Origin of the sequence: Caenispirillum bisanense (assembly GCF_900230255.1) — a bacterium.
GTDB lineage: Bacteria > Pseudomonadota > Alphaproteobacteria > Rhodospirillales > Rhodospirillaceae > Caenispirillum > Caenispirillum bisanense_A.
In genome coordinates, this window is the sequence record NZ_OCNJ01000017.1 from 19,163 (window position 1) to 43,290 (window position 24,128).

At 70.6% G+C, this 24,128-nt stretch carries 17 protein-coding genes; 4 read left to right on the forward strand and 13 right to left on the reverse strand.

Annotated elements, in window-relative coordinates:
• Positions 1–40 precede the first annotated feature (40 nt).
• A complete protein-coding gene (locus tag CRP50_RS23105) occupies positions 41–274 on the forward strand; it encodes a hypothetical protein (protein WP_097281569.1) in 234 nt (77 codons plus the stop codon).
• A 73-nt stretch (positions 275–347) separates the two neighbouring features.
• Here the strand turns inward: CRP50_RS23105 and CRP50_RS23110 are convergent, their stop codons facing one another.
• Positions 348–1,643, reverse strand: a complete 1,296-nt coding sequence (locus CRP50_RS23110; RefSeq protein WP_097281570.1) for a hypothetical protein — start codon at positions 1,641–1,643, stop codon at positions 348–350.
• Positions 1,644–1,831: 188 nt separating this feature from the next.
• The gene (locus tag CRP50_RS23115; protein WP_101614055.1) at positions 1,832–3,184 is read right to left on the reverse strand and encodes a PLP-dependent aminotransferase family protein; all 1,353 of its coding nucleotides are present in this window, start codon (positions 3,182–3,184) and stop codon (positions 1,832–1,834) included.
• Between the two features lie 91 nt (positions 3,185–3,275).
• On the opposite strand from CRP50_RS23115, the gene CRP50_RS23120 reads away from it, so the two are divergent.
• Positions 3,276–4,250, forward strand: coding sequence for a threonine dehydratase (locus tag CRP50_RS23120; RefSeq protein ID WP_097281571.1), 975 nt, complete (start codon positions 3,276–3,278; stop codon positions 4,248–4,250).
• Between the two features lie 13 nt (positions 4,251–4,263).
• Here the strand turns inward: CRP50_RS23120 and CRP50_RS23125 are convergent, their stop codons facing one another.
• The 4 genes from CRP50_RS23125 to CRP50_RS23140 all read right to left on the reverse strand — a co-directional run bounded on the left by CRP50_RS23125 (position 4,264) and on the right by CRP50_RS23140 (position 11,898).
• Entirely contained in the window at positions 4,264–5,391 is a 1,128-nt protein-coding gene (locus CRP50_RS23125) for a sensor histidine kinase (protein WP_217992112.1), read from the reverse strand.
• 149 nt (positions 5,392–5,540) lie between these two features.
• Positions 5,541–6,470, reverse strand: coding sequence for a class I fructose-bisphosphate aldolase (locus CRP50_RS23130; RefSeq protein ID WP_097281573.1), 930 nt, complete (start codon positions 6,468–6,470; stop codon positions 5,541–5,543).
• A 50-nt stretch (positions 6,471–6,520) separates the two neighbouring features.
• On the reverse strand, positions 6,521–7,954 hold the full coding sequence (locus CRP50_RS23135; protein WP_097281574.1) for a protein adenylyltransferase SelO: 1,434 nt from the start codon (positions 7,952–7,954) through the stop codon (positions 6,521–6,523).
• 50 nt (positions 7,955–8,004) lie between these two features.
• The gene (locus CRP50_RS23140) at positions 8,005–11,898 is read right to left on the reverse strand and encodes a PAS domain S-box protein (RefSeq protein WP_097281575.1); all 3,894 of its coding nucleotides are present in this window, start codon (positions 11,896–11,898) and stop codon (positions 8,005–8,007) included.
• Between the two features lie 278 nt (positions 11,899–12,176).
• Here CRP50_RS23140 and CRP50_RS23145 point away from each other — a divergent pair, with 278 nt between their 5' ends.
• Positions 12,177–12,599: a hypothetical protein gene (locus tag CRP50_RS23145; RefSeq protein ID WP_141415235.1), complete on the forward strand. Its 423-nt coding sequence runs from the start codon at positions 12,177–12,179 to the stop codon at positions 12,597–12,599.
• A gap of 686 nt (positions 12,600–13,285) precedes the next feature.
• Positions 13,286–13,921, forward strand: a complete 636-nt coding sequence (locus tag CRP50_RS23150) for a response regulator transcription factor (protein ID WP_176525317.1) — start codon at positions 13,286–13,288, stop codon at positions 13,919–13,921.
• 209 nt (positions 13,922–14,130) lie between these two features.
• On the opposite strand, the gene CRP50_RS23155 is transcribed toward CRP50_RS23150, so the two are convergent.
• The 7 genes from CRP50_RS23155 to CRP50_RS23185 all read right to left on the reverse strand — a co-directional run bounded on the left by CRP50_RS23155 (position 14,131) and on the right by CRP50_RS23185 (position 24,119).
• On the reverse strand, positions 14,131–14,640 hold the full coding sequence (locus CRP50_RS23155) for a thioesterase family protein (protein WP_097281578.1): 510 nt from the start codon (positions 14,638–14,640) through the stop codon (positions 14,131–14,133).
• Between the two features lie 248 nt (positions 14,641–14,888).
• On the reverse strand, positions 14,889–16,673 hold the full coding sequence (locus CRP50_RS23160) for an acyl-CoA dehydrogenase C-terminal domain-containing protein (RefSeq protein WP_097281579.1): 1,785 nt from the start codon (positions 16,671–16,673) through the stop codon (positions 14,889–14,891).
• A 34-nt stretch (positions 16,674–16,707) separates the two neighbouring features.
• Positions 16,708–19,038, reverse strand: a complete 2,331-nt coding sequence (locus tag CRP50_RS23165) for a 3-hydroxyacyl-CoA dehydrogenase/enoyl-CoA hydratase family protein (protein WP_097281580.1) — start codon at positions 19,036–19,038, stop codon at positions 16,708–16,710.
• A 2-nt stretch (positions 19,039–19,040) separates the two neighbouring features.
• Positions 19,041–20,165 (reverse strand): thiolase family protein, encoded by a 1,125-nt coding sequence (locus CRP50_RS23170; protein ID WP_097281581.1) that lies wholly within the window; start codon positions 20,163–20,165, stop codon positions 19,041–19,043.
• Positions 20,166–20,232: 67 nt separating this feature from the next.
• Positions 20,233–20,703: a MerR family transcriptional regulator gene (locus CRP50_RS23175; RefSeq protein WP_097281582.1), complete on the reverse strand. Its 471-nt coding sequence runs from the start codon at positions 20,701–20,703 to the stop codon at positions 20,233–20,235.
• Between the two features lie 143 nt (positions 20,704–20,846).
• Positions 20,847–22,598: a long-chain-fatty-acid--CoA ligase gene (locus tag CRP50_RS23180; protein WP_245913663.1), complete on the reverse strand. Its 1,752-nt coding sequence runs from the start codon at positions 22,596–22,598 to the stop codon at positions 20,847–20,849.
• A 156-nt stretch (positions 22,599–22,754) separates the two neighbouring features.
• Positions 22,755–24,119 (reverse strand): OmpP1/FadL family transporter, encoded by a 1,365-nt coding sequence (locus tag CRP50_RS23185; RefSeq protein WP_176525318.1) that lies wholly within the window; start codon positions 24,117–24,119, stop codon positions 22,755–22,757.
• Between the last annotated feature and the right edge of the window lie 9 nt (positions 24,120–24,128).

Consider the following 24,128-nt stretch of genomic DNA (forward strand, 5'->3'; position numbering starts at 1 on the left):
CTATGGCATCACTCGCTGTCGGACCTGGCAGGAAAGCACCATGAAGGCCTTTCACGTCACAGTCTTCGCCTCCGGCCTCGACCCGGCCGCCGACGACTTCGAACAGCGGTTCTACGATGCCGGCTGCGGCGATGCTCTCGTTGCCTTTCAGAGCGGGCGAATAGTGGTCGACTTCACGCGCCAGGCGGAGAGCCTGGAGGCGGCCGTTGCTTCCGCAGTCGCAGACGTGCGACGAGCGGGCGCCATCGTCACCGCCTCGACCACGACGCCGTGATCGAGGCCGAGACGGTTCGCGATGCCAACCGGACCCTGGCCGCGGCAGGCTGAGCCCGCCGCGGCGTCGGCCATCACGCCATCAGCTCCCAACTGCCGACGCCTTCCAGCGTCACCTTGTCCTTGCCGCCGGCGAAGGCGATGACGAGGCCGGCGTCGGTGAAGCTGGTGCGGATCTGGTTGGTGCTTTCGGTCCAGGCCTGCAAGGCGGCGAGGCTCGCCAGGTATTCGCCGCCGGCCGGGCCGGTCTGGAACGACAGGATGTCGCCCGCCTCGTAGTCCTTCACCACGTCCGTGCCGAAGCGGCTGGTGAACAGGAAGGTATCCAGGCCCTCGCCGCCCCACAGCAGGTCGTTGCCGCCCAGCCCGGCGATGACGTCGTCGCCGGCCCCGCCGTCGATGGCGTCGCCGTAGGCCGAGCCGCCGAGCACGTCGTCCACCGCCTGGCCGACCAGGCCGACGCGGCTGCTGCCGGCCATGGCGGCGTCGAAGGCCGGCGACAGGTCGGCCATGGCGTCCAGCGACACGCCGTAGCGCGAGCCGTCGAGCACCACCACGTCACCGCGCGACACCTGCTCGTAGACGGGTGACTCGGTCAGGGCGGCCAGCGCCTCGGGGAAGCGGGCGATGTCGTGGGCCGGCGAGGTCCAGGCCTGCAGGGCCTTGGACAGCAGGGCGATGTAGCTGGTTTCGCTGCCCGGGTCGGGCATGGGCTCGCCCGGCTGGATGGCGTAGTAGAGGTTGTGGACGGCGTTGCCGGCGTCGCCGTCGCCGATGATCTCGTTGATGAAGTCGTTCTCGTAGCCGACGTTCAACTCGCGCCCGTCGTCGAGCAGGCCGGAGGTCGGCGAGTTGAAGGTGATGCCGCGCAGCGCCGGGTACTCCACGGCGTCATAGGCCGCCAGGGCACCGTCCACGGCGCTGCCGCCCAGGCTGTGGCCGGTGGCGACCACCTGGGTCACGCCGCTCTCGGGATCGGCGGCGTAGGTCATGGCGGCGTCCATCATGGCGGAGACGTCGCCGTAATATTCGTCGATCATGGCCTGGCCGTTCAGCTGCCAGTAATCGAGCACGTCGGGCAGGGGGTTCTCGACGCTGGTGCCGGCGAAGGCGACGTAGAGCACGCCGTCCTTCTCCAGCACGATGCCCGAGGCATTGCCGTTCACGAAGAAGCCGTTCACCAGGTACTCCGCCGGCAGGCCGATGTCGGCGGTGACGTTGGTGAAGCCGCCGGCGTCGAGGGCGGCGTCGAGGTCGCCGCGGCCGTAGGAGATCTCGGAGGCGAGCGCGGCGTCGACCACCAGGGCGGAGGTGAAGCCGTCGGTGTCGAACAGGGGCGTGCGGGTGGACGTCGGCTGCGGCTTGGGCATGCGGCTGTTCCGTAGCTGGTCATGGGGCGACGAAAACCTTGGCAGCCTCCCCCTTCATTTTGAACAGCAAAATATTTACCTACCACCGGAACAATAGACGCTTTCCCTGCATGGGGAAGACTCTACCTCTTTGTTTGATTTGACTTCCAAAGTGGCGGAAACGTCGAGCGATGCTCTGGCTGGCGATCCTACGCCAACACCGGCGCCAGCCTTTCCAGCGCGACGGAAAGCGCGCGCCGGCTGCGGGCGGCGGTGAGCGACAGCCGCACCGCCTGCGGCCGCTCCCGCCCCACGGCGAACAGGCCGGAGGGCACCACCTCCACCCCGGCGGCGCGGGCGGTGACGGCGGCGTCCTCGGGGTCGCCGCGGGTCGCCAGCCACTGGTGCGGCGACAGGGGCAGGGCGCGGCCAAGCAGCCGTTCGGCGAGGCGGCGGCGCTCGGCGATCTCCGCCTTCTGGCGATCGCGCAGGGCAAGCGCCGTGCCGTCCTCCAACCACCGGCAGGCGAGGTCCAGCAGCAGGGGGCTCGCCGGCCAACTGGTGGCGTGCACCTCGGCGGCGATGGGGGCGAGCAGGCGCGGCGCCCCGGCGATGAGACCGAAGCGCAGGCCCGGCGCCCCCACCTTGGCGAGACCGGTCACCACCACCCCGTGCTCCGGCAGCAGGGCGGCGAGGGGCGGCGTGTCGGTGAAGGCGCCGTAGACGTCGTCCTCCACCACCGTCAGCCCGTGCCGGCGGACGATCGCCGCCACGGCCTCGCGCCGCTCCGGGCCGAGGGTGGCGGCGGTCGGGTTCTGCAGCACCGGCACCAGCACCGCCACCCGCGCCGCGGTGAGGCGGCAGGCGGCGTCGAGGCCTTCGGCGGTGATGCCCTCGGCGTCCATGGGCAGGGGGTGGAGCTTCAGGCGCAACTGCCGCGCCAGCGCCTTCATGCCGGGAAACGTCACGTCCTCCACCAGCACCGTCTCCCCCGGCCCGGCCAGCGCCAGCAGGGCCGCCAGCAGCCCCTGCTGGGCGCCGGCGCAGGGGATCACCTGGGCCGGGCGCAGCGGCAGGCCGCGGTCGGCGAGCCAGCGGGCCCCGGCAACCGCACTGCGGCGGAGCAGGGCGGCGGGGTGGTAGGCGGTCAGCGCCGCCGCGCCGCTTTCCGCCACCAGCGCCGCCAGGTCGGCCGCCAGGTCGTCGCCGGGCAGGGCGGCGGGCACGTTGGTGGACAGGTCGATGAGGTCGTCGGCCGCCTCCGGGGCGTCGCGCAGGGCGAACAGGGTGGCCTCGGTGCTGTCGGCGAGCACATAGGTGCCGCGCCCGACCTCGCCCGACACCAGATGGCGGCGCGCCGCCTCGCGATAGGCCTGGGTGATGGTGGAGGTGTTCACCTTCAGGCGCCACGCCAGGTCGCGGTGGGTCGGCAGGCGGTCGCCGGGCTTCAAGGTGCCGGCGGCGACGGCGTCGGCGATGGCTTCCACCAGGGCCAGATACTTCACGCGGTTGCGGCCGGTCAGGTCGGGCAGCCAGTCGGTGGGAGCGGGGGCGCCGGTCATGGAATCTTGTCACCCGGACAATGTAGCCGTTGAACCGGACAATGCGCCGCGTCACCCTGGCCGTCAACACCCCATGCTGCCGGAGTTTCCCATGCCCAGCCTGTTCAGCCTGCCCGACCTGCACGCCGCCGCCGCCCTGATCCGCCCGGTGGTGCCGCCGACGCCGCAGATTGTGTGGCCGCTGCTGGCCGAGCGTGTGGGGGCGGAGGTCTGGGTGAAGCACGAGAACCACACGCCGACGGGTGCCTTCAAGGTGCGCGGCGGCCTCGTGCTCATGGATCGCCTGAAGCGGGAGCATCCCGACTGCCCCGGCATCGTCTCCGCCACCCGCGGCAACCACGGCCAGAGCCTAGCCTATGCCGGGCGGCGGGCGGGCGTGCCGGTGACCATCGTCGTCCCCCACGGCAACGGGCGGGAGAAGAACGCCGCCATGCGGGCGCTGGGGGCGGAGCTGATCGAGGCCGGCGCCGACTTCGATGCGGCGCGGGCAGAAGCGGCCCGCATCGCCGAGGCGCGCGGGCTGCGCTGGGTGCCGGCTTTCGGGCCGGAGCTGGTGACGGGTGTGGCCACCTATGCGCTGGAGCTGTTCACGGCGGCGCCGGATCTGGATGCGGTCTATGTGCCCATCGGCTCGGGCTCGGGCATCTGCGCCGTCATCGGCGTGCGCGACCTGCTCGGCCTGCGTACCGAAGTGATCGGCGTCACCGCCGCCGGCGCCCCGGCCTTCGCGCGCTCCTTCGCCGCCGGCCACATCGTCGAGGGCTGCCCGGCCGACACCTTCGCCGACGGCGTCGCGGTGCGCCAGCCGCCGCAGCTGGCGCTCGACATCGTGCGGGCGGGCGCGGCGCGCATCGTCGAAGTCACCGACGCCGAGATCGCCGAGGCCATGCGCGCCTACTACACCGACACCCACAACATCGCCGAGGGCGCCGGTGCCACGCCGCTGGCGGCGGTGCTGCAGGAGCGTGAAACCATGCGCGGGCGCAAGGTGGCGGCGGTGCTGTCGGGCGGCAACGTCGACCGCGACGTCTACGCCCGCGTGCTGGGGGAAGCGCAGGCGGCCTGATGGCGACGGCCGGTCACATGCGGTAGGGCACCGCGAGGGTCAGGCTGGTGCCGGCCGGGCTGGACGACCAACTGGGCGCGGCCTCGATCTGGCGCGCGAGCCCGTGGATCAGCGTCATGCCGGTGCCGGAGCCCGCCGTCGCCATGCCGACGCCCTCGGGCAGGCCCTTGCCGTCGTCGGACACCCGCAGCAGAACGTGGCCGTCCTGGCGCGCGACCGCCACCCGGATGCACCCGCCCGCGCCGTCGAAGGCGTATTTCAGGCTATTGACGACGAACTCGTTCAGGATCATGCCGAGAGGCACGGCAACGTCCGGATCGAGCGTCATGTCCGCCACCTCGAAATCCAGGTCGACGCGGCCGGTTTCACTCTCGTGGAAGTCACAGAGGACCTCGACCAGCTTCAGCACGAACGGCCGCATCGACACATGTTCCGCCTTGTCGGCGGCATACAACTGCTCGTGGACGAGGCGCAGGGTTTCGATGCGGCTGTTCAGACCATCCAGCTCGGCGCGGGCATCGTCCGTGGCGGCCTGACGCATCCGCAGGGAGACCAGGCTCGAGATGATGGAGATGTGGTTCTTCACGCGGTGCTGCAGTTCGCCGAACAGCCGCCGGTTCGTCTCCAGGGCGAGGCGCAGGCTGTGGGCCTTGTGCAGGCGGTCGATGACCGGGCCGAGGATGGCCGCGTAGGTGCGCAGGAATTCGATGTCCTCTTCGCCGAAGTCGCGTTTCTCGACGTCGTCCACCTGCAGGAGACCGTACGGGGTGCCGCCCGGCAGGATGATCGGCACGTTGACCATGGAGACGACGCCGTGCTCGCGCAGGAAGTCGGGGAAGATGAAGCGGTCTTCGGTGTCGATGTCCTGCACGATGACGGGGTAGGCGCGCTCAATGGAATAGGTTTCCGACGACAGCTCGCTCATGGGCAGGCGCACCTTGCCGACGATGCCGGGCCGCCAACCCGCGCCCGCCTGCACCAGAAGGTGTTTGCCGTCGGCCTCGATCTCCAGAACCTTGGCGTAGCGTGTGCCCAAGGCATTCCCGACGAGGTGGCAGGCTTTGTCGAGGATGTCCTGAAGGTCTTCGGAGCGTAGGGCGAACTCGCCGAAGTCCCCCGTCACCTTCTGACGGACGAGCATGTCCTCAAGCGTCGGCATCGTCTTCGCCCAGCCTCTTCCCGTTGCTGTCGTCGTGTGGCGAAACGTAAACGCTCATTTCGACGAAGCCGTTCTCGGCTGGGTGGTAGGGGAAGCGGGGCGGGCGAGCCCTTCCGCTTCCCCGTCGGTACTTACGCCTTGTCTTTGTAGACTTCCACGATCGCGCCCAGCAGCTTCAGCGCATCCTCGCGCGAGCGCTGGAAGCTGTTGCGGCCGATGATGGAGCCGTTGCCGCCGCCGTCGCGGATGGCGCGGGCGTCGTCCATGATGCCCTCGTCCCCCTTCTTGCCGCCGCCCGAGAACACCACCAGGCGCCGGCCGTTGAAGCAGCTCTGCACGATGTGGGCGACGCGCTCGGCCATGGTGCCGATGGCGACCTTTTCGCTCTGGTAGACCTTCTTCGCCTCGGGCTGTTCCAGGTGGTCGGTCGGCAGCTTCACCTTCACGACATGGGCGCCGGCGAGGCAGGCCATGTGGGCGGCGTAGGCATCGACGTCGATGGCGGTTTCGCCGTCCTTGGAGACGAAGCCGCCGCGCGGGTAGGACCACACCACCGTCGGCAGGCCCACCGATTTCGCCTCGGCGATGAGGTCGCGCAGGGATTCCAGCATGTCGTAGAACTGGCCGCTGCCGGGGTAGATGGTGTAGCCGATGGCCGCACAGCCGAGCCGCAGGGCATCGTCCACCGAGGCGGTGACGGCCTGCGTCGGGTTGTCCTTCTCCGGGTGCAGGCTGTTGGCGCTGTTCATCTTCAGGATGGTCGGGATGGCGCCGGCGAAGGCGTCCGCCCCGGCCTCCAGGGCGCCCAGCGGCGCGGCGTAGGCGTTGAGGCCCGCGTCCACCGCCAGCTGATAATGGTAGTGCGGGTCGTAGGCGGCGGGGTTGGGGCCGAAGCTGCGGGCAGGGCCGTGCTCGAAGCCCTGGTCGACGGGCAGGATGACCATGCGGCCGGTGCCGCCCAGCTTGCCCTCCATGAGAATGCGGGCGAGGTTCGCCTTGGTGCCGGGGTTGTCGCTCTCGTAAGCGGCGAGGATCTTCTTGACCTTCTGGGAAATACGCATCGGCTCCGTCCCTGATTTCAACCGTCGGGAACGGGAACGAGCCGGCCGCCTCACCCGTTGCCGAGCGCCTCGCCCATGCGCCGGATGGCAGCCACCTTGGCGTGCAGCGGGCTCCAGTCGTCGGCGCTCGCGATGGGCGCCCACAGGGCCTCCACCTCGTCGATGAGCAGGGTGCAGGGCTCGGGATCGGCGAAATAGGGGTGATCGAGGTCGACGCCGTCGCGCGGCCGCCGTCCGGCGATCAGGTCCCGGAAGCGGGCGAAGGGTTCGCCGGCGTAGAGCGCCGCGTGCGGGCTGCGCTCCAGCGCCCGGAACTCGGAGGCGGGGCCGCCGTACCAGTCGAAGAACGGCCGCTCGAAGGGGATCTGCGTCCGCCCCATGGCCTCGAACAGGGCCAGCACCAGGGCGTCGTCGTCCTCCGGCGTCGTCGGCTGCACGCCCAGGCGCCGCGTCACCGCCTCGCCCAGCGCCAGGGAAAAGGCGGGCGGGAAGGTCTCCAGCGCCGGGATCAGGCGGTCGCGGTTGCTCAGGGGCAGCAGCGTCTCGGCCAGCCGCGTCAGGTTCCACATCAGCGTGTCGGGCTGGCGGCCGTAGGCGTAGAGGCCGCCGTGGTCGAAGTAGGCGGCGGTGAACTCCGGGTCGTGGGTCGGCAGGAAGCGCCACGGGCCGTAATCGAAGCTCTCGCCCGTCACCAGGATATTGTCGGTGTTGAGTACGCCGTGGACGAAGCCCGCCGCCATCCACTGGGCCACCGTGCGGGCGCAGTTTTCCGCCACCCGCTGCACGAAGGCGGCGGTGCGGTCCAGGCGGTCGTCGATGGCCGCGAGGTCGGGCATGTGCAGGCCGATGACGTGGTCCATGAGCGCCGCCAGCGCGTCGGCATCGCGCAGGAAGGCCTGGCGCTGGAAGCTGCCGATGCGGATGTGGCTGTGCTGCAGGCGCACCAGCACGGAGGAGCGGGTGGGCGAGGGCTCGTCGCCGCGCCACAGCTTCTCGCCGGTCTCGATCAGGCTGAAGGTGCGTGAGGTGGCGACGCCCAGCGCCTGCAGCAGCTCCGTCGCCAGCAGTTCGCGCACGCCGCCCTTCAGGGTCAGGCGACCGTCGCCGGAGCGCGACCACGGCGTGGTGCCGCTGCCCTTGGTGCCGAGGTCGAGCAGGCGGCCGTCCGGTGCCCCGTCCTCGCGTACTTGCGCGAACAGGAAGCCGCGGCCGTCGCCCAGGTCGGGGTTGTAGCTGCGGAACTGGTGGCCGTGGTAGCGCAGCGCCAGCGGCTGCGGCAGGTTGTCGGGCAGGGGCTCGAAACGGCCGAAGTGGGTGATCCACTCGTCGTCGCTCAGGCCGTCGAGGCCGACCCGGGCCGCCGCCCGGTCGTTGCGGAAGCGCAGGGTGTGCTGCGGGAAGCGCGCCGCCTCCACCCGGTCGTAGAACCGGTCGTCGAGGTCGGCGTGGCGCGGGTCGGGGCGGTAGCGGTCGGTGACGGGCATGGGCTGCACATGGGCAGGCGGCGGACGGCGATCAAGCAGGGCGGACCCGTTTACGGCCGCAGCAGGTCCTTCAGCACCTGGCGCAGCTGCGACAGGCCGACGGGCTTGCTCAGCACCTCCGCCACATGGGCGCGCCAGGGCTCGGGGCCGACGGGGCGGCCGGTCATCACCACCACCGGCTGACCGGGCGCGGCCTCGGCGATGCGCTCCACCAGTTCCTCGCCGCTGCCCTCGGGCATGGTGAGGTCGGTGACGACGGCGTCAGGCTGATGCTCCTGGAACAGCACGAAGGCGTCGCGGCCGTTGCGCGCGGTCACCACATGCACCCCGTGGGACCGCAGGGAGCGGGCGACGGCGTGCAGCGCCTGCGTCTCGTCGTCGACCACCAGCACCGACAGGCCGGCGAGCGGCTTGCCGCGCGGCCGCGGGCTCCGGCCGCGGGCGGGCGCCGGGGCGGCCACCGGCGGGTGGTGCGGCGGGAAGGGCGGGGCGAGCGGCAGGGCCGGCTTCTGCGGCGTTTCCGGCACCGGCAGGCGCACCTCGATGCGGGCGCCGTCGGGCGGGTTCAGCACGTCGATGCGGCCGTTCATCTCGGCAGCGATGGTCAGGCAGATGGCGAGGCCGAGGCCGGTGCCCTTGTCGGCCGGCTTGGTGGTGAAGAAAGGCTCGAAGATACGTTCGCGTACGGTGGTGGGAATGCCGCCGCCGTTGTCGACCACCGCCAGCACCACGGTGCGCGTCTCCGCCTCCAGCCGCACGGTCAGGCCGATGCGCCCCTGGCCGCCCTCGGCGTGGCGGGCGCGGACGGCATCCAACGCATTGGACAGCAGGTTGATGAGCATCTGCTCGAACCGCACCGTATGGCCGAGGATGAGCGGCCCGGTGCGGGGCATCTGTACGTCCAGCGCCACACGGGCCTTGCGCGCCTCGTGGCGGTAGAGCTTCACCACCGTGCGGGCGACGGCCACCGGGTCGAAGGGCCGCGGCTTGTCGCCGTCGCGGCGGCCGAACTGGCGGACGTGGTGGATGATCTCGGCGATGCGCTGGGTCTGGCCGTGGATGGTCTCGAACGCCTTGCGCACGCGCACCGCCTCCTTGTCGTGCCGCAGGTCTTCGAGGATGGCCTCGGCGACGAGGCGGGCGGTGTTGAGCGGCTGGTTGATCTCGTGCGCCAGGCTCGCCGCCATCTCGCCGAGGGCGGTGAGCTTGGACAGGTGGGCCAACTGGTCCTCCAGCGCCCGCACTTCCGAACTGTCCTCCACCATGAGGATGGAGGTGGCGTCCTCGGCCCGGCCGTCGGCGAAGGCGTGGCGGCCGATGCGCAGCCACGGCGGCGGCGGCTCGCCGAGCTTGCGGCCGCCCACCACCTCGCGCCACGACCGCCAGGTGCCGAGCGCCGGCACCGGCACCAGGTCTTCGGCGCGGCGGCCGAGCAGGGCGCTCTTGTCGTCGCCGAGGATGCGGCAGAGGGCGTCGTTGGCGGTGACGATGCAGCCCTCGGCGTCGAGCAGGGCGAGGCCGATGGTCGCCTTCTCGAACATGGCGCGGAAGCGGGCCTCGGCGCGGCGGCGGTCGGTGACGTCCTGCACGTGGACGATGACCTGCCGCGGCACCCCGTCGGCGTCGCGCACCACGGCACCGGCGAGTTGCGCCCACACCATGAGCCCGTCGCGCCGGCGCAGCCGCACCTCGATCAGGCCGCCGGCGCGGCGGCCTTCGGTGAGGGCGCCGAAGTGGTCGCGCAGCAGGCTGGCATCCTGGCTGTCGGCGAGGTCGCCGAGGCTGGCGGCGAGCAGCGCCGCCTCGTCGTAGCCGGTGATTTCGGCCAGGGTCGGGTTGACGCGCAGCAACCGCCCGCCGCAATCGGCCAGCGCCATGCCGTGGGAGGCGTAGATGAAGGCCGAGCGGAAGGTGTCCTCCGACCGCTCCAGCAGGCGCTCGGCGCGGCGGCGCTCGGTGATGTCGACGGCGAGGAGGAGGGCCGGGCGCGGCCGGCGGCGGTCGTGCGGCGGGCCGAGGGCGTCGTCCTCGTCGTCGGCCATGGGGAGGAGGTGCATCTGCAGCGCCGCTTCGCCGAGGTCGAGGTCGAGCACCACGTCCTCGCCGCGCCGGGCGCGCTCCAGCGCCTCCACCACCTCGGGGTGGTCCGCCCACACGACGTCGGCGGCGGTGCCGACGCCCTTGCCTGGCTGACGGCCGAGCAGGGCGAGGGCGCGGCCTTCCGACAGCACGATCACGCCGTCGCGGTCGACCGCCGAGATGACCACCGGGATGGTGGCGATGATGGAGCGTAGCAGGCGGTCGCGCTCGCGCAGGGCACGCTCCGCCCGGCGGCGTTCCGTGACGTCGAGGCCGACGCCGAGGTACCCGCGGCCACCCGGCCGGTCGGGGCCGAACACCATGTCGAGCGCCCAGCCGCGGCGGTCGTCGGCGACCTCGAACCGCACCGTGCGGCGCTGGGTGAGGGCGTCGCGCAAGGGCCCGGCGGCACCCGGCAGCAGGCGGAAGACGTCCTTGCCCACCACGTCGGGATCGCCGCAGACCTCCGACCCCAGGCGCTCGGTGATGGTGCCGGTGTCGTCGGTCTGGAAGATGACCACGGGCAATTGCAGCAGCGCCTGCATGATGCGCGACAGGCGGTCGCGCTCGGCCTCCGTGCGGCGGGCGGCGGTGACGTCGCGGGCGACGGACAGGACGCCGGTGACCGCCCCTGAACGGTCGCGCAGGGCGACCGTCGACACCACCAGGTGCATGGGGCGGCCGTCGGGGCGGTGGACGATGCGGTGAACGTCGAGCAGCGGCGTGCCGGTGGTCATGACGGCGGTGTCGCCGCGGCGGAAGGTTTCCGCCTCCGCCCCCAGCGGCAGCACGTCGCGGTCGGTGCCGCCGATGACGCCCGAGCGCGAGCCGGCGGCGAAGATGTCGGCGAAGTTCTGGCTGCAGCCCTGGTAGACGAGGTCGCGGTCCTTCCAGAACACGAAGTAGGGAATGTGGGTGAGCAGGGCGTCGAGCAGCCGCGCCTGTTCCAGCCCCTGACGGATCTGGCTGTCCTGCACCGTGATGTCGCGCGCGGTGGTGACGACGCCGACCAGCAGCCCGTCGACGGTGCGCAGCGGCGCCTTCAGGATCTCGTAGTCGCGCCAATGGCCGAGGGCGACGTTGAGCGCCCGGGTGAAGCGCATCGGCTGGCCGGTCTCGCGCACGACGATGTCGGCCTCGCTCAAGGCCGCGCCCAGTTCGCGGGGGACGAGATCGGCGGCGCGCAGGCCGACCAGCGTGCGCACGGGACGGCTGAAGAAGTCGCGCGACGCCTCGTTGGCGATCAGCAGGTGGCCGGAGCGATCGGTGACGAAGACCGTGTCGGACAGCCCGTCGAGCACCGCCCCGAGCGGCGGCACACGGCCCGGCTCGGGGGCGGGAGGCGGGGCGGTGGGCGGCGGTGCGCCAACTGCGGCCGCGGCCGACGGGGCGCCGGGTTCGCCCCCGGCTTCGGCTTCGGTGTGCTCTTGGGCTCGGGTCGGCGGTTCGGCGGTGGCGGCGTCGGGCGGGGCGGCGTGATCGGGCACCGCCACCCGCTCCACCCGCAGGAAGATGCGGGCGCCGGCGGCGCATTGCCCGGTGAGGACGAGGCCCTGCCCCGCGGCCCCGTAGAGGCGCAGCGGCGCGGTGCGGTGCAGGCGACCCTCGCCGGCGCTGCCGCGCACTTCCTGCAGCCACACGCCGACCTCGATGGCGTCGGGGCGGGCGAGCACGTCGCTCAGCAGGGCGTCGATGGACCGGCCGACCAGGGCCGCGGCGCCGACCGGATGGCCGAGGCAGGCCGAGAACCCCTCGCTGGCGCCGACGATGCTGCCGCGGCCGTCGATGAGGGCGAAAGCCTCCGGCGCCGCGTCCGCGGGGGCGCGATCGGGAACGGCACCGGTCGGCCAGGAGAGGGTCGCCATCGTCACCTGCGGGTCTGCGGCGCGGCATCGTGCGTCGCGGGGACAAAAGCGGCGTCATACGCCGCGGGGACAAAAGCGGCGTCATACGCCGCGGGGGCAAAAGCGGTACTCGCGGAGTATGAGACGGCGCGCGAACGATTTCAAACGGCCAAGCGTCTCTCTCTGCAGGGTCTTCGCCGGATGGCGTACTACCCATGTAGATAAGCGGGATGCGTGCGACACCCCCCGCTATCCGCGCGTTCGGTTGTCGTAGTGACAGGCTGAGGTATCGTGTGAGCATGACGACGTGGAGGACGAAACGCAGCGGCGCCGACGAGCCGCCCCGCCGGTCCACCTGGTTCGGTGACGACGGCAACGAGGGCGCCTTTCGGCGCCATACGGCGGAAACACCGCCCGACGATGCGGTCATGGATGCCGCGGTCGCCGCCGAGCAGTTGCTCGGGACGACGCGCCGCACCACCGCACTGACACTGGAGGCAGCGCTGAGCCGCGTGCGGCCCTTGCGCCGCGACGTGCGGGATCGCTTCCACGATCTCGACGACGATTTGATCGACGACGACGTCGTCACGGCGGCCTTCGACATGATGGCGCTCTCGCGCCTGTCGCTGCGGTCCGCCGAACGGTTGAACGGCGTGATCGGCGCCATGGTGGGCGTCAGATCGACCCCGTCGACCGAGGACAGTTCCGGCGCCGGCCGCTGACGGCGGCGCCGCCCGCCGTGGCCGGCGCACGGTTCCATCGTGCCGGCCGGGGTGGCAGGGCCGCCCGACACGCCCGTCGAGGGGGAGGGGCGCGCCAGGGTGGCCCTGCGTCCCGCTACGGTCGACGGTTGACTGTCGACCGGTATCGCGAACCGACCGGCGGTACGGGCCGCCGCCCCGAACCCGTTCCCCCGCCCGACTGCCGGGTCGTGCCGCATCGGCCTGAGCAGGCGACGGCAGCCCGACCGCGGCAGAGAGTTTCCGGTTTCCACACAGGTCCACGGCCCATACCGACAGGGCCGAGAGCTTGCGCGCGGCCTCCTGGCGGCTGTCGCGCCCCTCCGCCGCCGCTACCGCGTCCCCCGCCTATTCGACGCGCTGGTGGGGTCCCGGCGACGCGGTCCGTCACGCCTCCCGACGGCGCGGCGGCGGAGGGTCTTTCTCCCCTGTCCCGCCGCCCGCCCTGCCGCCGCCTCTCTGCACAACCTGCCGTTTTGCTTGACGGTGCGCCGATAAACCGGAAGCGGCGGAGACACTATTGTATATCCCGCAAGTAGACTTATGTAACCGGCATGTCGTGTCCGCCGAGGATGCACGCCATTGGAAGATCCTGCTATGATCGCGGGGACACCGGATGGTACGGGCGACGCCGTCGCCGGGCGGCCGCCGAACGTGGGGAGGTGACAATGCGCATTGTTCTTGCTGACGACCACCGGCTGGTGCGGGAGGCCCTGGTGCCCTTCGTGCAGCGCGTCCGCCCGGAGGTCAAGGTGGACGAGGCGGACACCCTGCAGGAAGCGCTGGAAAGTGCCGCCCAGGAACCGGCGCCGGCTCTCATCATCCTCGATTTCCGCATGCCGGGCATGAACGGCGTCACCGGCGTCCGCGCCGCCCGCCGCCAGTTCCCCGACGTGCCCCTGGTGGTGCTGTCCGGCACCGCCAACCGCCACGAGGCGCTGTCCACCATGCGCGCCGGCGTCGAGGGCTTCGTGCCCAAAAGCCTGAACGGCGAGTCCATGGTCAACGCCCTGCGCCTGGTGCTGTCGGGCGAACGCTACTTCCCGTCCTTCCTGTTCGCCGAGGGCGGCGAGGAAGAGGCGGCGCGCCCCAGTCTGTCGGGCGTCGGTGGCTCGCTGTCGCCGCTGGAGCAGGACGCGCTCAACCTGCTGGTGGAAGGCCTGTCCAACAAGGAAATCGCCCAGCGCCTGTCAGTGCAGGAAGTGACCGTGAAGAAGCGCCTGTCCAGCGCCTACCGCAAGCTCGGCGTCTCCAACCGCGTGCAGGCGGTGCAGGTGGTCAGCATGGCCGGTCAGGCGGTGTGACATCCGTCACGTCGGGGCTTGTTTTCCGCCATTTGGCGTAATACGATAGCATCAGGTTTTTCGGCCGGTCCGAGAGAGCCCTCGCAAGGGGGGAGCGGTCGAAAGGCATCGCCGAGGGCGCGATTGTGCGGACTGAGGGATACCGATAAAAGAAAAGAAGCGGCACCGCTCCGGCGGGCCGCTTCTTTCACGTTCAGGGCCTCGGTCGCTTACTCCGGCACCACCTCGGGCACCTTCACCCAGTCGGGCGCGGCGGGCGAGGGGGTGGTGACGCCGATGCGGGCCACCGTCTCGGCCGGGGCGACGCGACTACCCTTTCGGATGAAGACGGCCTTGACCAGCGCCGCGCAGGCCAGCGTGCCGTCGGCGGTGGTGATGCGGTGCTCGATGTAGAGCCAGCGGTCGTCCCAGCACAGCAGGCGGGTGGTCAGCCGGCAGGCCTGGAAGGGCTTCAGCGGCCGGCGGAACCGCACGGTGGTGCCGCCGATGACCGCCTGCCAGCCCTCGCGCAGCATCACCGTGTGCAGGCCGGTGCGAATGATGAGGTCGGCGCGCCCGAGGTCCATGAGGGACAGGTAGCGGGCGTTGTTCATGTGGATGTTGAGGTCGAGATCGTGCGGCCACACCCGGAACCGCAGCTCGGAGGTGTCGAACATCCCGAGCCGCCGTCCGAGCAGGGCACCGACGATGATCCTGAGCAGGCGAAGCCACAGGTTCATGGGATTACGGGAGCCTCTTCATCGGTGATCCTGTCCCGGACGGCGGTGGAGGGGCGGCCGGCCCCGAGGGACCGGCCGCGATCTCTTCAACGGCGCGACTGCGCCGCGCGGCCCCTGCCGCGGGAGCCAGGCGCGCGGAGCGCGCGCCCGGCGCCTGAGGGCAAAACAACTCCCACGGCGCGACCGCGCCGCGCGGCCCCTGCCGCGGGAGCCAGGCGCGCGAAGCGCGCGCCCGGCGCCTGAGGGCCTTAAAAAGCCGCGTCCTCGAAGTCCATCATGCTGCCGGCGCCCGACATGAGGGCGGCGAACAGCGCCCCGGTCTGCGGCAGCAGGCGCTGGAAGTAGAAGCGGGCGGTGGCGATCTTGGCGCGGTAGAAGGCGCCGTCGTCGCCGTCGGTCTTGTCCTTGGCCTCTTCCACCGCACGCACCCACAGGTAGCCCATGGCGACGAGGCCGAACAGGCGCAGGTAGTCGGTGGCGGCAGCACCGGCCTCGTTGGGATTGCTCATGCCCTTCTGGGCGATGAAGCCGGTGGCCTGCTGCAGGCGGACGAAGGCCTTGGCGAGCGGCAGCACGAATTCCGACAGGTCGTCGTCGTCCATGGCGCGGTCGATGTACGCGCTGACCGGGTGGAAGAAGCGGCGCAGCTGGCGGCCCATGCCGGTCGGCAGCTTGCGGCCCACCAGATCGAGCGCCTGGATGCCGTTGGTGCCTTCGTAGATCTGCGCGATGCGGGCGTCGCGGACGTATTGTTCCATGCCCCATTCGCGGATGTAGCCGTGGCCGCCGTAGACCTGCACGCCCAGGTTCGCCACCTCGCTGCCGAGGTCGGTGAGCAGTGCCTTGACGATGGGGGTCATGAGGGCGACGAAGTCCTCGGCCTCGGCCTTGCGCGCCGGGTCCTCGGCCTTCTCGGCGTAGTCCAGCTCGCGGCTGGTCCAGGCCGCCAGCATGCGGCCGCCCTCGGTGTAGGCGCGCATGGTCAGGAGCATGCGGCGCACGTCGGGGTGGACCAGGATGGGGTCGGCCTTGGCGTCGGGGTTGGCGGCGCCGGTCAGGGCGCGGCCCTGCAGGCGGTCGCGGGCATAGGCGACGGCGCCCTGGTAGGACGCTTCCATGATGCCGAGGCCCTGCACGCCGACGCCCAGGCGGGCGGCGTTCATCATGGTGAACATGGCGCGCATGCCCTTGTGGGGCTCGCCGACCAGCCAGCCGGTCGCCTCGTCGAAGTTCATGACGCAGGTGGACGACGCCTTGATGCCCATCTTGTGCTCGATGGAGCCGCAGGCGACGCCGTTGCGGGCGCCCGGCGTGCCGTCGTCCTTGGGCAGGAACTTGGGCACCACGAACAGCGAGATGCCCTTGATGCCCGGCGGCGCGTCCGGCAGGCGGGCGAGCACCAGATGGACGATGTTGTCGGTCAGGTCGTGCTCGCCGGCCGAGATGAAGATCTTGGTACCCGAGATGCGGAACGAGCCGTCGTCGTTGGCATCGGCCTTGGTGCGCACGAGGCCGAGGTCGGTGCCGCAGTGCGGCTCGGTCAGGCACATGGTGCCCGACCACTCACCGGAGGCGATCTTCGGCAGGTAGAGGGCCTTCTGCTCCTCGGTGCCGAAGGCCTTCAGGGCCTTGTAGGCGCCGTGCGACAGGCCGGGGTACATGCCGAAGCTCATGTTGGCGGAGCAGATCATCTCCTCCACCAGCATGGTCACGACGCTCGGCAGGCCCTGGCCGCCGTAGGCGGGGTCGCAGGCCATGCCGGTCCAGCCGCCGTCGCGGAAGGTGTCGTAAGCTTGCCTGAAGCCCTTGGGCGTGCGCACCACGCCGTTCTCGAAGTGGCAGCCTTCCTCGTCGCCGGAGCGGTTGAGCGGGAACAGCACGCCCTCGCACACCTTGCCGGCCTCTTCCAGCACGGCGTCGACCAGGTCGGGGCTGACCTCCTGGTAGGGCGGCAGCTCGGCCACCTTGTCCGAGCCGAGCAGCTCGTAGAACACGAAGCGCATGTCGCGCAGGGGAGCCTGATAAACGGCCATCGGTCTTGGTCCTCTTCTTCGCCGGCTCGGGGACTCAGTTGCGCAGGGGCTTGCCGGTCACGAGCATGTGCTCGACCCGGGCCAGCGTGTCGGGGTGGCGCACCAGGTCGTTGAAGGCTTCACGCTCCAGCGCCAGCACGTCGTCCTCGGTCAGTTCCACCGTCACGTCGGCGGCGTCGCCGCCCGACAGGACATAGGCGAGCTTGCCGGCCACCACTTCGTCGTGGGGCGTCGCCTTGCCGAGCTTGCGGAAGCCCTTCACCGCCATCTCCAGCGCCACGCGGCCGGTTTCGCCGGGCAGGCGGAAGGTGGCCGGCTGCGGCGGCTGGTAGCTCTCCGCCATGGCCAGCGCGCGCGCCTTGGCGTCGGCCAGCAGGCGGTAGCGGTTCATGGTGATGCCGTCGGTCGGGCGCAGGAAGCCGTGGTCCATGGCCTCCGCCGCCGACTTGGCGACGGTCGCCACCGAGATGGTCTCGAAGGCCTTGCCGACCGTCGGCATGGGGCCCTTGGGCGCCTTCGGGTTGGCCTGCCAGCGGGCGAGCATCTCCTTGCAGCCGCCCCAGCCGGGGATCAGGCCGACGCCGGTCTCGACCAGGCCGATGTAGGTCTCGGCATGGGCCTGCACGGCATCGGCGTGCAGCACGATCTCGCAGCCGCCGCCGAGCGCCATGCCGGACGGCGCGGCGACCACGGGGAAGGGCGCGTACTTGAGCGCCTTGTAGACCTCCTGGCCCTTCTCGACCAGTTCCTCGATCTGGCTCCACGCCGCGATGTTGGCGGCGAAGAGGGCGAGGCCGAGGTTGGCGCCGACCGAGAAGTTGCTGCCCTCGTTGTAGATCACCAGCGCCTTGAAGCCGCTCTGCACCACCGGGATGGACTTGGCGATGCCTTTCAGCACCTCGGGGTCCAGCGCGTTCATCTTAGCCGTGAATTCCAGGCACGCGACACCGTCGCCGATGTCCCACAGCGAGGCCGAGGCGGTCTTCACCAGCGGCTTGACGGTCCGCTTGACGTCTTCCAGCATCACCACGCCGTCGGGGCGGCGCATGGCGTGATACTGGCCGTCGGGGCCGAGCTGTTCGCGCGTGGCGCCGTCGATGCGGTAGAACGGCCGGCCGGCGGCGGTCTCCAGCAGGGCGGGGACGGGGATGCCCTCGGTCTTCAGCACCTGCACGAAACGCTCGGTGCCGATCTTGTCGATCAGCTCGAACGGGCCCTGCTTCCAGTTGTAGCCGAGGCGCATGGCTTCATCGACGGCGGCCACCTCGTCGGCGGCCTCCGGCACCAGCGCGGCGGCGTAGGCGAGCGTGCGGGCCATGACGGCGCGGGCATACCGGCCGCCCTTGTCGGCGTGGGCGAGCAGGGCGGCGGCACCGCCCGCCTTGGCGGCGTCCAGGCTTTCCAGCTGCGCCTTCTGCGTCGGGCGGTAGTCGCCGGTCTGGAGGTCGATGGCCTCCTTCACCTTGCCGCCGCCGGCCTTGTTGATGCGGTAGAAGCCGCCCTTGCCCTTACGCCCGGTGTAGCCCTCGGCGATCATCTTTTCGACCAGCGACAGGTCGCGGTCGATCTGGTGGAAGGCGTCGGTTTCCGGCAGCGCCTTGACCATGGAGCCGAGCACGTGCGGCATGAGGTCGAGGCCGACCAGGTCGATGAGCGCGAACACGCCGGTCTTCGGGATGCCGAAGGGGCGGCCGATGACGGCATCCGCCTCTTCCACCGTCAGGCCGAGGCGGCGGGCTTCGGTCACGCCGGCCAGCAGCCACAGGATGCCGAGGCGGTTGGCGATGAAGCCCGGCCGGTCCTTGCACACCACCACCGACTTGCCGAGGCGGTGGTCGCAGAACGCGGTCACCGCCTGGGCGGCCTCGGGGCGCGTCTGCGGGCTGGTGACCAGCTCCAGCAGGCGCATGTAGCGCGGCGGGTTGAAGAAGTGGGTGATGCAGAAGTCGCGCTTGAAGGCGTCCGACAGGCCGCCCGTCAGCATCTCCAGCGGAATGGTGGAGGTGTTGGACGACACCACGCTGCCGGCCTTGCGCACCGCTTCCAGCTTGCGATAGAGGCTCTGCTTGACGTCGAGGCGCTCGATGACCGCCTCGACGATCCAGTCGCAGTCGGCCAGCAGGTCGAGGTGATCTTCGATGTTGCCGGTCTGGATCAGCTTGGCGTTGCGCTTGTGCATGAAGGGCGCGGGGTCGGCCTTCAGCATCTTCTGCACCGCCGTTTCGGCGACGACGTTGCGGTAGGCGGCGCCCTCGGGGACGATGTCGAGCAGCACGACGGGGATGCCGGCGTTGGCGACATGGGCGGCGATGCCCGCCCCCATGACGCCAGCGCCGATGACGGCGACTTTCTGGATGGCGGTCATGGTCACACGGCCTCCAGCACGGTCGCGATGCCCTGGCCGCCGCCGATGCACTGGGTCACCAGGGCGAACTGCTTGCCTTCGCGCTTCAGCAGGGCGGCGGCCTTGCCGACGATGCGGGCCCCGGTGGCGCCCAGCGGATGGCCGAGGGCGATGGCGCCGCCGTCCAGGTTGATCTTGTCCTGGTCGAGGCCGAGGTCGCGGATGCAGGCCAGCGCCTGGGCGGCGAAGGCTTCGTTCAGCTCAACCAGGTCGATGTCGGCCACCGACAGGCCGGCGCGCTTCAGCGCCTTCTGGCTCGACAGGATGGGGCCGAGGCCCATGACGTCCGGCGAGCAGCCCGACACGGCGACCGAGCGGATGCGCGCCAGCACGGGCAGGCCGCGGGCCTTGGCGTAGTCCTCGCTGCACACCAGCACGGCGGCGGCGCCGTCGGTCAGCGGGCTGGAGGTGCCGGCGGTGACGGTGCCCGCGGCGTCGAAGGCGGGCTTCAGGCCGGCCAGGCTCTCGGCGGTGGTGTCGGGGCGGATGCAGCCGTCCTGGGCGACGCCGCCGACCGGCACGATCTCGGCCTCGAAGCGGCCCTCGGCCTGCGCCTTCGCGGCCTTGCGGTGGCTCTCGACGGCGAAGGCTTCCTGGTCGGCGCGCGGGATCTGGTACTTGCGGGCGACGTTCTCGGCCGTGTCGCCCATGCTCACGTAGGCCTGCGGCATGGCCTTGTAGAGGCCGGGGTTGGGCAGCGGGTTGAAGCCCATGATCGGCACGCGGGTCATGCTTTCCACGCCGGCGCACAGGAAGGCCTCGCCGGCGTCCATCTGGATGGCGCCCGCCGCCTGGTGGACGGCCTGCATGGACGAGCCGCAGAAGCGGTTGACGGTGACGCCCGCGACGTTGAGGCTGAGGTCGGCCAGGAAGCCGATCAGGCGCGCCACGTTCAGGCCCTGCTCGCCCTCGGGGAAGGCGCAGCCGACGATGAGGTCCTCGACGTCGGCGGTGTCGACGCCGGTGCGCTCCACCAGCGTGCGCAGCACCTGGGCGGTCATGTCGTCGGGGCGGACCTTGGTCAGGGCGCCTTTGCCGGCCGGATGGAAGGCCGAGCGGGCATAGCCGGCAATCACCACGTTCTTCATGTGCGTCACTCCGTCCTCGTTCCTTGCCGCCGCCGCCGGATGCTCGCGGGCGGGCGGTCGGCGGGGGTCACTCTTCCAGTGCGTCTTCCGCCGTCGCGTCCTTGCGCCGGCGGCGGCCCTTGGGGGCCGGTTCCCTGAGAATGGCGTCGGGGTCGAGGCCCCTGCCGCGCAGGGAGTCGACCACCACCTTCTCGATGTCCTTCAGTTCCTCGACCGTCGTCTCGATGTCGCGGCGCTGGATTTCCAGGGCCTCCAGCCGTTCCCACACCTTGCGGCGGAGCAGGCGCATCTGTTCCGTCTGGCTCGTGTCGACCACGTAGAGATCGAGGTATTCCTTGATCTCCGCCAGGCTGAACCCAAGGCGCTTGCCGCGCAGGATGAGCAGGAGACGGGCGCGGTCGCGGTGGGTGTAGACGCGCGTCGCGCCCGCCCGCTTCGGGTTCAGAAGGCCCTTGGCCTCGTAGAAGCGGATGGCGCGCGGTGTGACGTCCAGGTCCTCCGCCAGCTCCGTCACCGTGTAGAACTGCTGATCGGTCATGCGAGTGACTCCCCCGTCCTTGTGGGACGCGGCCTGACTGCTACGTCCTTGGATTGACGTATACGTCATCACGTGGGCCATGGGGAGTCCTCGCTTACCTTGCGTCGGTCAAAAAAAAGAGGCGATGTCGGGTCCGTATGCCCTCAGGAGGCGCCGGCGCTGCCGCCGGACGCCGCCTTGCGGGCGGCTTCTTCCTCGGCCACCAGTTCCTTGCGCGACAGCTTGCCGACCATGGTCTTGGGCAGGGTGTCGCGGATCTCGATGGCCTTCGGGATTTCGATGCGCGAGATCTTGTCGTGCAGGAAGTCGCGCAGTTCTGCGGGGCTGGCGTCGGTGCCGTCGCGCAGGGTGACGAAGCACTTGGGCGCCTGCCCGCGGTAGTCGTCGGGGATGCCGATGCAGATGCACTCGGCGACCGCCGGATGCAGGTACAGGGCTTCCTCGATGGCGCGGGGGTAGACGTTGAACCCGCCGGCGATGATGACGTCCTTGATGCGGTCGACCAGGAAGATGTAGCCGTCCTCGTCGACGTAGCCGACGTCGCCGGTGCGCAGCCAGCCGTCGGGCAGCGTCTTGGCGGTCTCGTCGGGACGCTTCCAGTAGCCGGCCATGACCTGCGGGCCCTTGATGGTCAGCTCGCCGCGCTCGCCGCGGGGCATGGGGTCGTGGGGCTCTTCCAGGTTGCGGATGACCACCTCCGTCCCCTCCAGCGGCAGGCCGATGGAGCCCGACTTCACGAGGCCGCCGATGGGGTTGCAGGTGGCGACGGGGGAGGATTCCGTCAGGCCGTAGCCTTCCACCAGCGAACAGCCGGTCAGCTCCTCGAAGCGCTTCTTTACCTCGACGGGCAGGGGCGCGCCGCCGGAGATGCAGACCTTGAGGCTGGTCATGTCGTGCTTGGACAGGTCCGGCGCATTGTTGATGGCCGTGTAGATGGTCGGCACGCCGGGGAACATGGTCGGCCGCTTGCGGCTGATGCACTTCATCAGCTGGCCCAGCTCGAACCGCGGCAGCAGCACGATTTCCGCGCCCATCTGCGTCGCCAGGTTCTGGGCGACGGTCATGGCGAAAACGTGGAAGAAGGGCAGGACCGCCATCATGCGTTCCTCGCCGTCCTTCAGCATGGGCACGGCGCGGCGCAACTGCTCGCAGTTGGCGGTGATGTTGGCGTGCGTCAGCATGGCGCCCTTGGGCACGCCGGTGGTACCGCCGGTGTACTGCAGCACCGCCACGTCGCTCTTCGGCGAGATGGGCGCGCGGGCCGGCTTGCCGGCATTGGCGACCAGCTTGTCGAAGGGGATGTGGCGCAGGTCGTCGGGTACGTCGGCCATCTCGCTGCGCTTGAGCACGCTGAACAGCAGGCTCTTCACGCCGGGCAGGATGCCGGTCATGGTGCAGACGACCACACGCTCGAGGCAGGTGCTTTCCAGGCACGCCGCGACCTTCGGATAGATCTGCTTGAGGTCGAGCGTCACCATCAGGCGGGTGCCGCTGTCGTTGATCTGGTAGGCCAGCTCGCGCTCGACGTAGAGCGGGTTGTAGTTCACCACCGTGCCGCCGGCCTTCAGCACGGCGAAGTAGCAGATGGTGAAGTACGGCGAATTGGGCAGGCACAGCCCGACCCGCACGCCGGGGCCGACGCCGAGCTGCTGGAAGCCCTGCGCGGCGCGGTTCACGAGGTCGAGCACCTCGGCGTAGGTGTACTTCTTGCCGAGGAAATCGAGGTAGGGCCGGTCGGGGAAGCGCTGGGCGCTGTCTTCGAGCAGGCTCGGGACGGCGCGCGGGACGATGGGGGCGCCGCGGGCGTGTTCTGGCCCGAGGCCGCTGCCGCCGGCGGCGCCGTCGGGCGCGGCCGGGGACGACGTGCCGCCGCCGGTGTGAGCGTGTCGCGTCATGGTCTCGCTCATCGTGTCACCTGTGGGCTCGCGATCCGGTGTCCCAGGTCCCCCGCACGCTCCGCCCGTGCCCGGGGGGAGAGGGAGTAGGCCGGGCGGTTACGCCCGGAGGACCTGGAAGCCGGAGTGTCCGACTCTCGACGTAATGTCGGAGGGTCAGAACGTCACCTTCAGCTGAGCGGCAATGATGTCGATGTCGCTCTTGTAGGTGCCGGAGACGGCGTGCTCGGGCAGGCCGCCGCCCTCGTTGCCGAGGTTGATGGAGGCGTCGTCCACCCAGATGTGGGTATAGGCGAGGTTCGCCGTCATGCCCGGCATGAACTCGTAGCCGACGCCCAGCGCCAGCCAGGTGCGGTCGGCGTCCGGCACGCGCGGCGTGCGGGTGGCGTCGGGCACCGGGCTCTGGTCGTAGGCGACGCCGATCTGCAGCTTCAGCTTGTCGATGGGGCTGTAGGTGGCACCCAGCGAATAGAACCAGGTGTCGTTCCAGTCCTCGACCGTGGTGCTGAGCGCGCCGGGGTCGCCCTCGCGGTAGACCGACAGCTCGCGGAACAGCGACCAGTTGGTCCACGACACTTCGCCCATCACCGCGAACTGCGGCGAGAACTCGTGGTAGATGCCGAGCGAGGCGCTGTCCGGCAGGTTCAGCTCGGCGCGGCCCTTGCCGTTGCGGAAGGCCGGGTTGGTGCGCAGCGCGGTCGGCAGGTTCTCGAATTCGACGTCGCCGTCCAGCTCGTGAATGATGCGCGAGCGGTAGCTGAGGCCGATGCGGGTGGTTTCCACCGGCTCGAACATGACGCCGACGGAATAACCCGCCGAGACGTCGTCGCCGGTGACCTTGGAGCGCGCGTCGCCGATGCCGGCGGTGAGCGCGGCGGCGGTGGCGAGCGGCGCACCGCCGGCGACCAGCCCGCCGAACACGGCGGAGCGGGCGTCGACCGCCTTGGTCAGCTCGGCATTGGCGTACTGGAAGATGGGGCCGCCGCCGATGGACAGCCAGTCGTTCACCTCGTAGGCGATGGTCGGCTGCACGGCGATGGTCATCAGGTCGGACCGCAGGGCGTGGTAGCGGCCGGTCCAGTCGGAGTCGTAGTCGGTGACGAGGCCGAAGGGCGTGTTCACCGCCAGACCGAACTTGAGGTCGTCGCTGTAGTCGTACATCAGGTACAGCGACGGCACGAGGGCGTTCTCGGCCGCGTCGTCCTGGTAGCCGGTGCCGCTGACCGGGCCGCCGAAGGTGGTGTTGGTGGACCCGCTGCCCTGGAACTCGGCGGTGGGCGCGATGTAGCTCAGCACCTGCTGCGCCTGGTGGCCGGACAGGCTGGTCATGCCGGCCGGGTTGAAGAAGATGGTCGACAGATCCTGCGCCTTGGCCGACGAGCCGGCGAAGGCGTTGCCGAGGCCCTCGGCGCTCTGCTCCTTCAGCTGGAAGCCCGAGGCATTGGCGTCGGCGACGACGCCGACCGCGGCGATCAGGCCGACCACCGGCGCGAGGCGCGCTCCTCCCGCGTAGTTCCGCATATGTGTCCT

Bases quoted from the DNA above. Each gene is read 5' to 3' on its own strand.
- CRP50_RS23105 (WP_097281569.1), top strand. From the start codon at position 41: ATGAAGGCCTTTCACGTCACAGTCTTCGCCTCCGGCCTCGACCCGGCC.
- CRP50_RS23110 (WP_097281570.1), bottom strand. From the start codon at position 1,643: ATGCCCAAGCCGCAGCCGACGTCCACCCGCACGCCCCTGTTCGACACC.
- CRP50_RS23115 (WP_101614055.1), bottom strand. From the start codon at position 3,184: ATGACCGGCGCCCCCGCTCCCACCGACTGGCTGCCCGACCTGACCGGC.
- CRP50_RS23120 (WP_097281571.1), top strand. From the start codon at position 3,276: ATGCCCAGCCTGTTCAGCCTGCCCGACCTGCACGCCGCCGCCGCCCTG.
- CRP50_RS23125 (WP_217992112.1), bottom strand. From the start codon at position 5,391: ATGCTCGTCCGTCAGAAGGTGACGGGGGACTTCGGCGAGTTCGCCCTA.
- CRP50_RS23130 (WP_097281573.1), bottom strand. From the start codon at position 6,470: ATGCGTATTTCCCAGAAGGTCAAGAAGATCCTCGCCGCTTACGAGAGC.
- CRP50_RS23135 (WP_097281574.1), bottom strand. From the start codon at position 7,954: ATGCCCGTCACCGACCGCTACCGCCCCGACCCGCGCCACGCCGACCTC.
- CRP50_RS23140 (WP_097281575.1), bottom strand. From the start codon at position 11,898: ATGGCGACCCTCTCCTGGCCGACCGGTGCCGTTCCCGATCGCGCCCCC.
- CRP50_RS23145 (WP_141415235.1), top strand. From the start codon at position 12,177: ATGACGACGTGGAGGACGAAACGCAGCGGCGCCGACGAGCCGCCCCGC.
- CRP50_RS23150 (WP_176525317.1), top strand. From the start codon at position 13,286: ATGCGCATTGTTCTTGCTGACGACCACCGGCTGGTGCGGGAGGCCCTG.
- CRP50_RS23155 (WP_097281578.1), bottom strand. From the start codon at position 14,640: ATGAACCTGTGGCTTCGCCTGCTCAGGATCATCGTCGGTGCCCTGCTC.
- CRP50_RS23160 (WP_097281579.1), bottom strand. From the start codon at position 16,673: ATGGCCGTTTATCAGGCTCCCCTGCGCGACATGCGCTTCGTGTTCTAC.
- CRP50_RS23165 (WP_097281580.1), bottom strand. From the start codon at position 19,038: ATGACCGCCATCCAGAAAGTCGCCGTCATCGGCGCTGGCGTCATGGGG.
- CRP50_RS23170 (WP_097281581.1), bottom strand. From the start codon at position 20,165: ATGAAGAACGTGGTGATTGCCGGCTATGCCCGCTCGGCCTTCCATCCG.
- CRP50_RS23175 (WP_097281582.1), bottom strand. From the start codon at position 20,703: ATGACCGATCAGCAGTTCTACACGGTGACGGAGCTGGCGGAGGACCTG.
- CRP50_RS23180 (WP_245913663.1), bottom strand. From the start codon at position 22,598: ATGACGCGACACGCTCACACCGGCGGCGGCACGTCGTCCCCGGCCGCG.
- CRP50_RS23185 (WP_176525318.1), bottom strand. From the start codon at position 24,119: ATGCGGAACTACGCGGGAGGAGCGCGCCTCGCGCCGGTGGTCGGCCTG.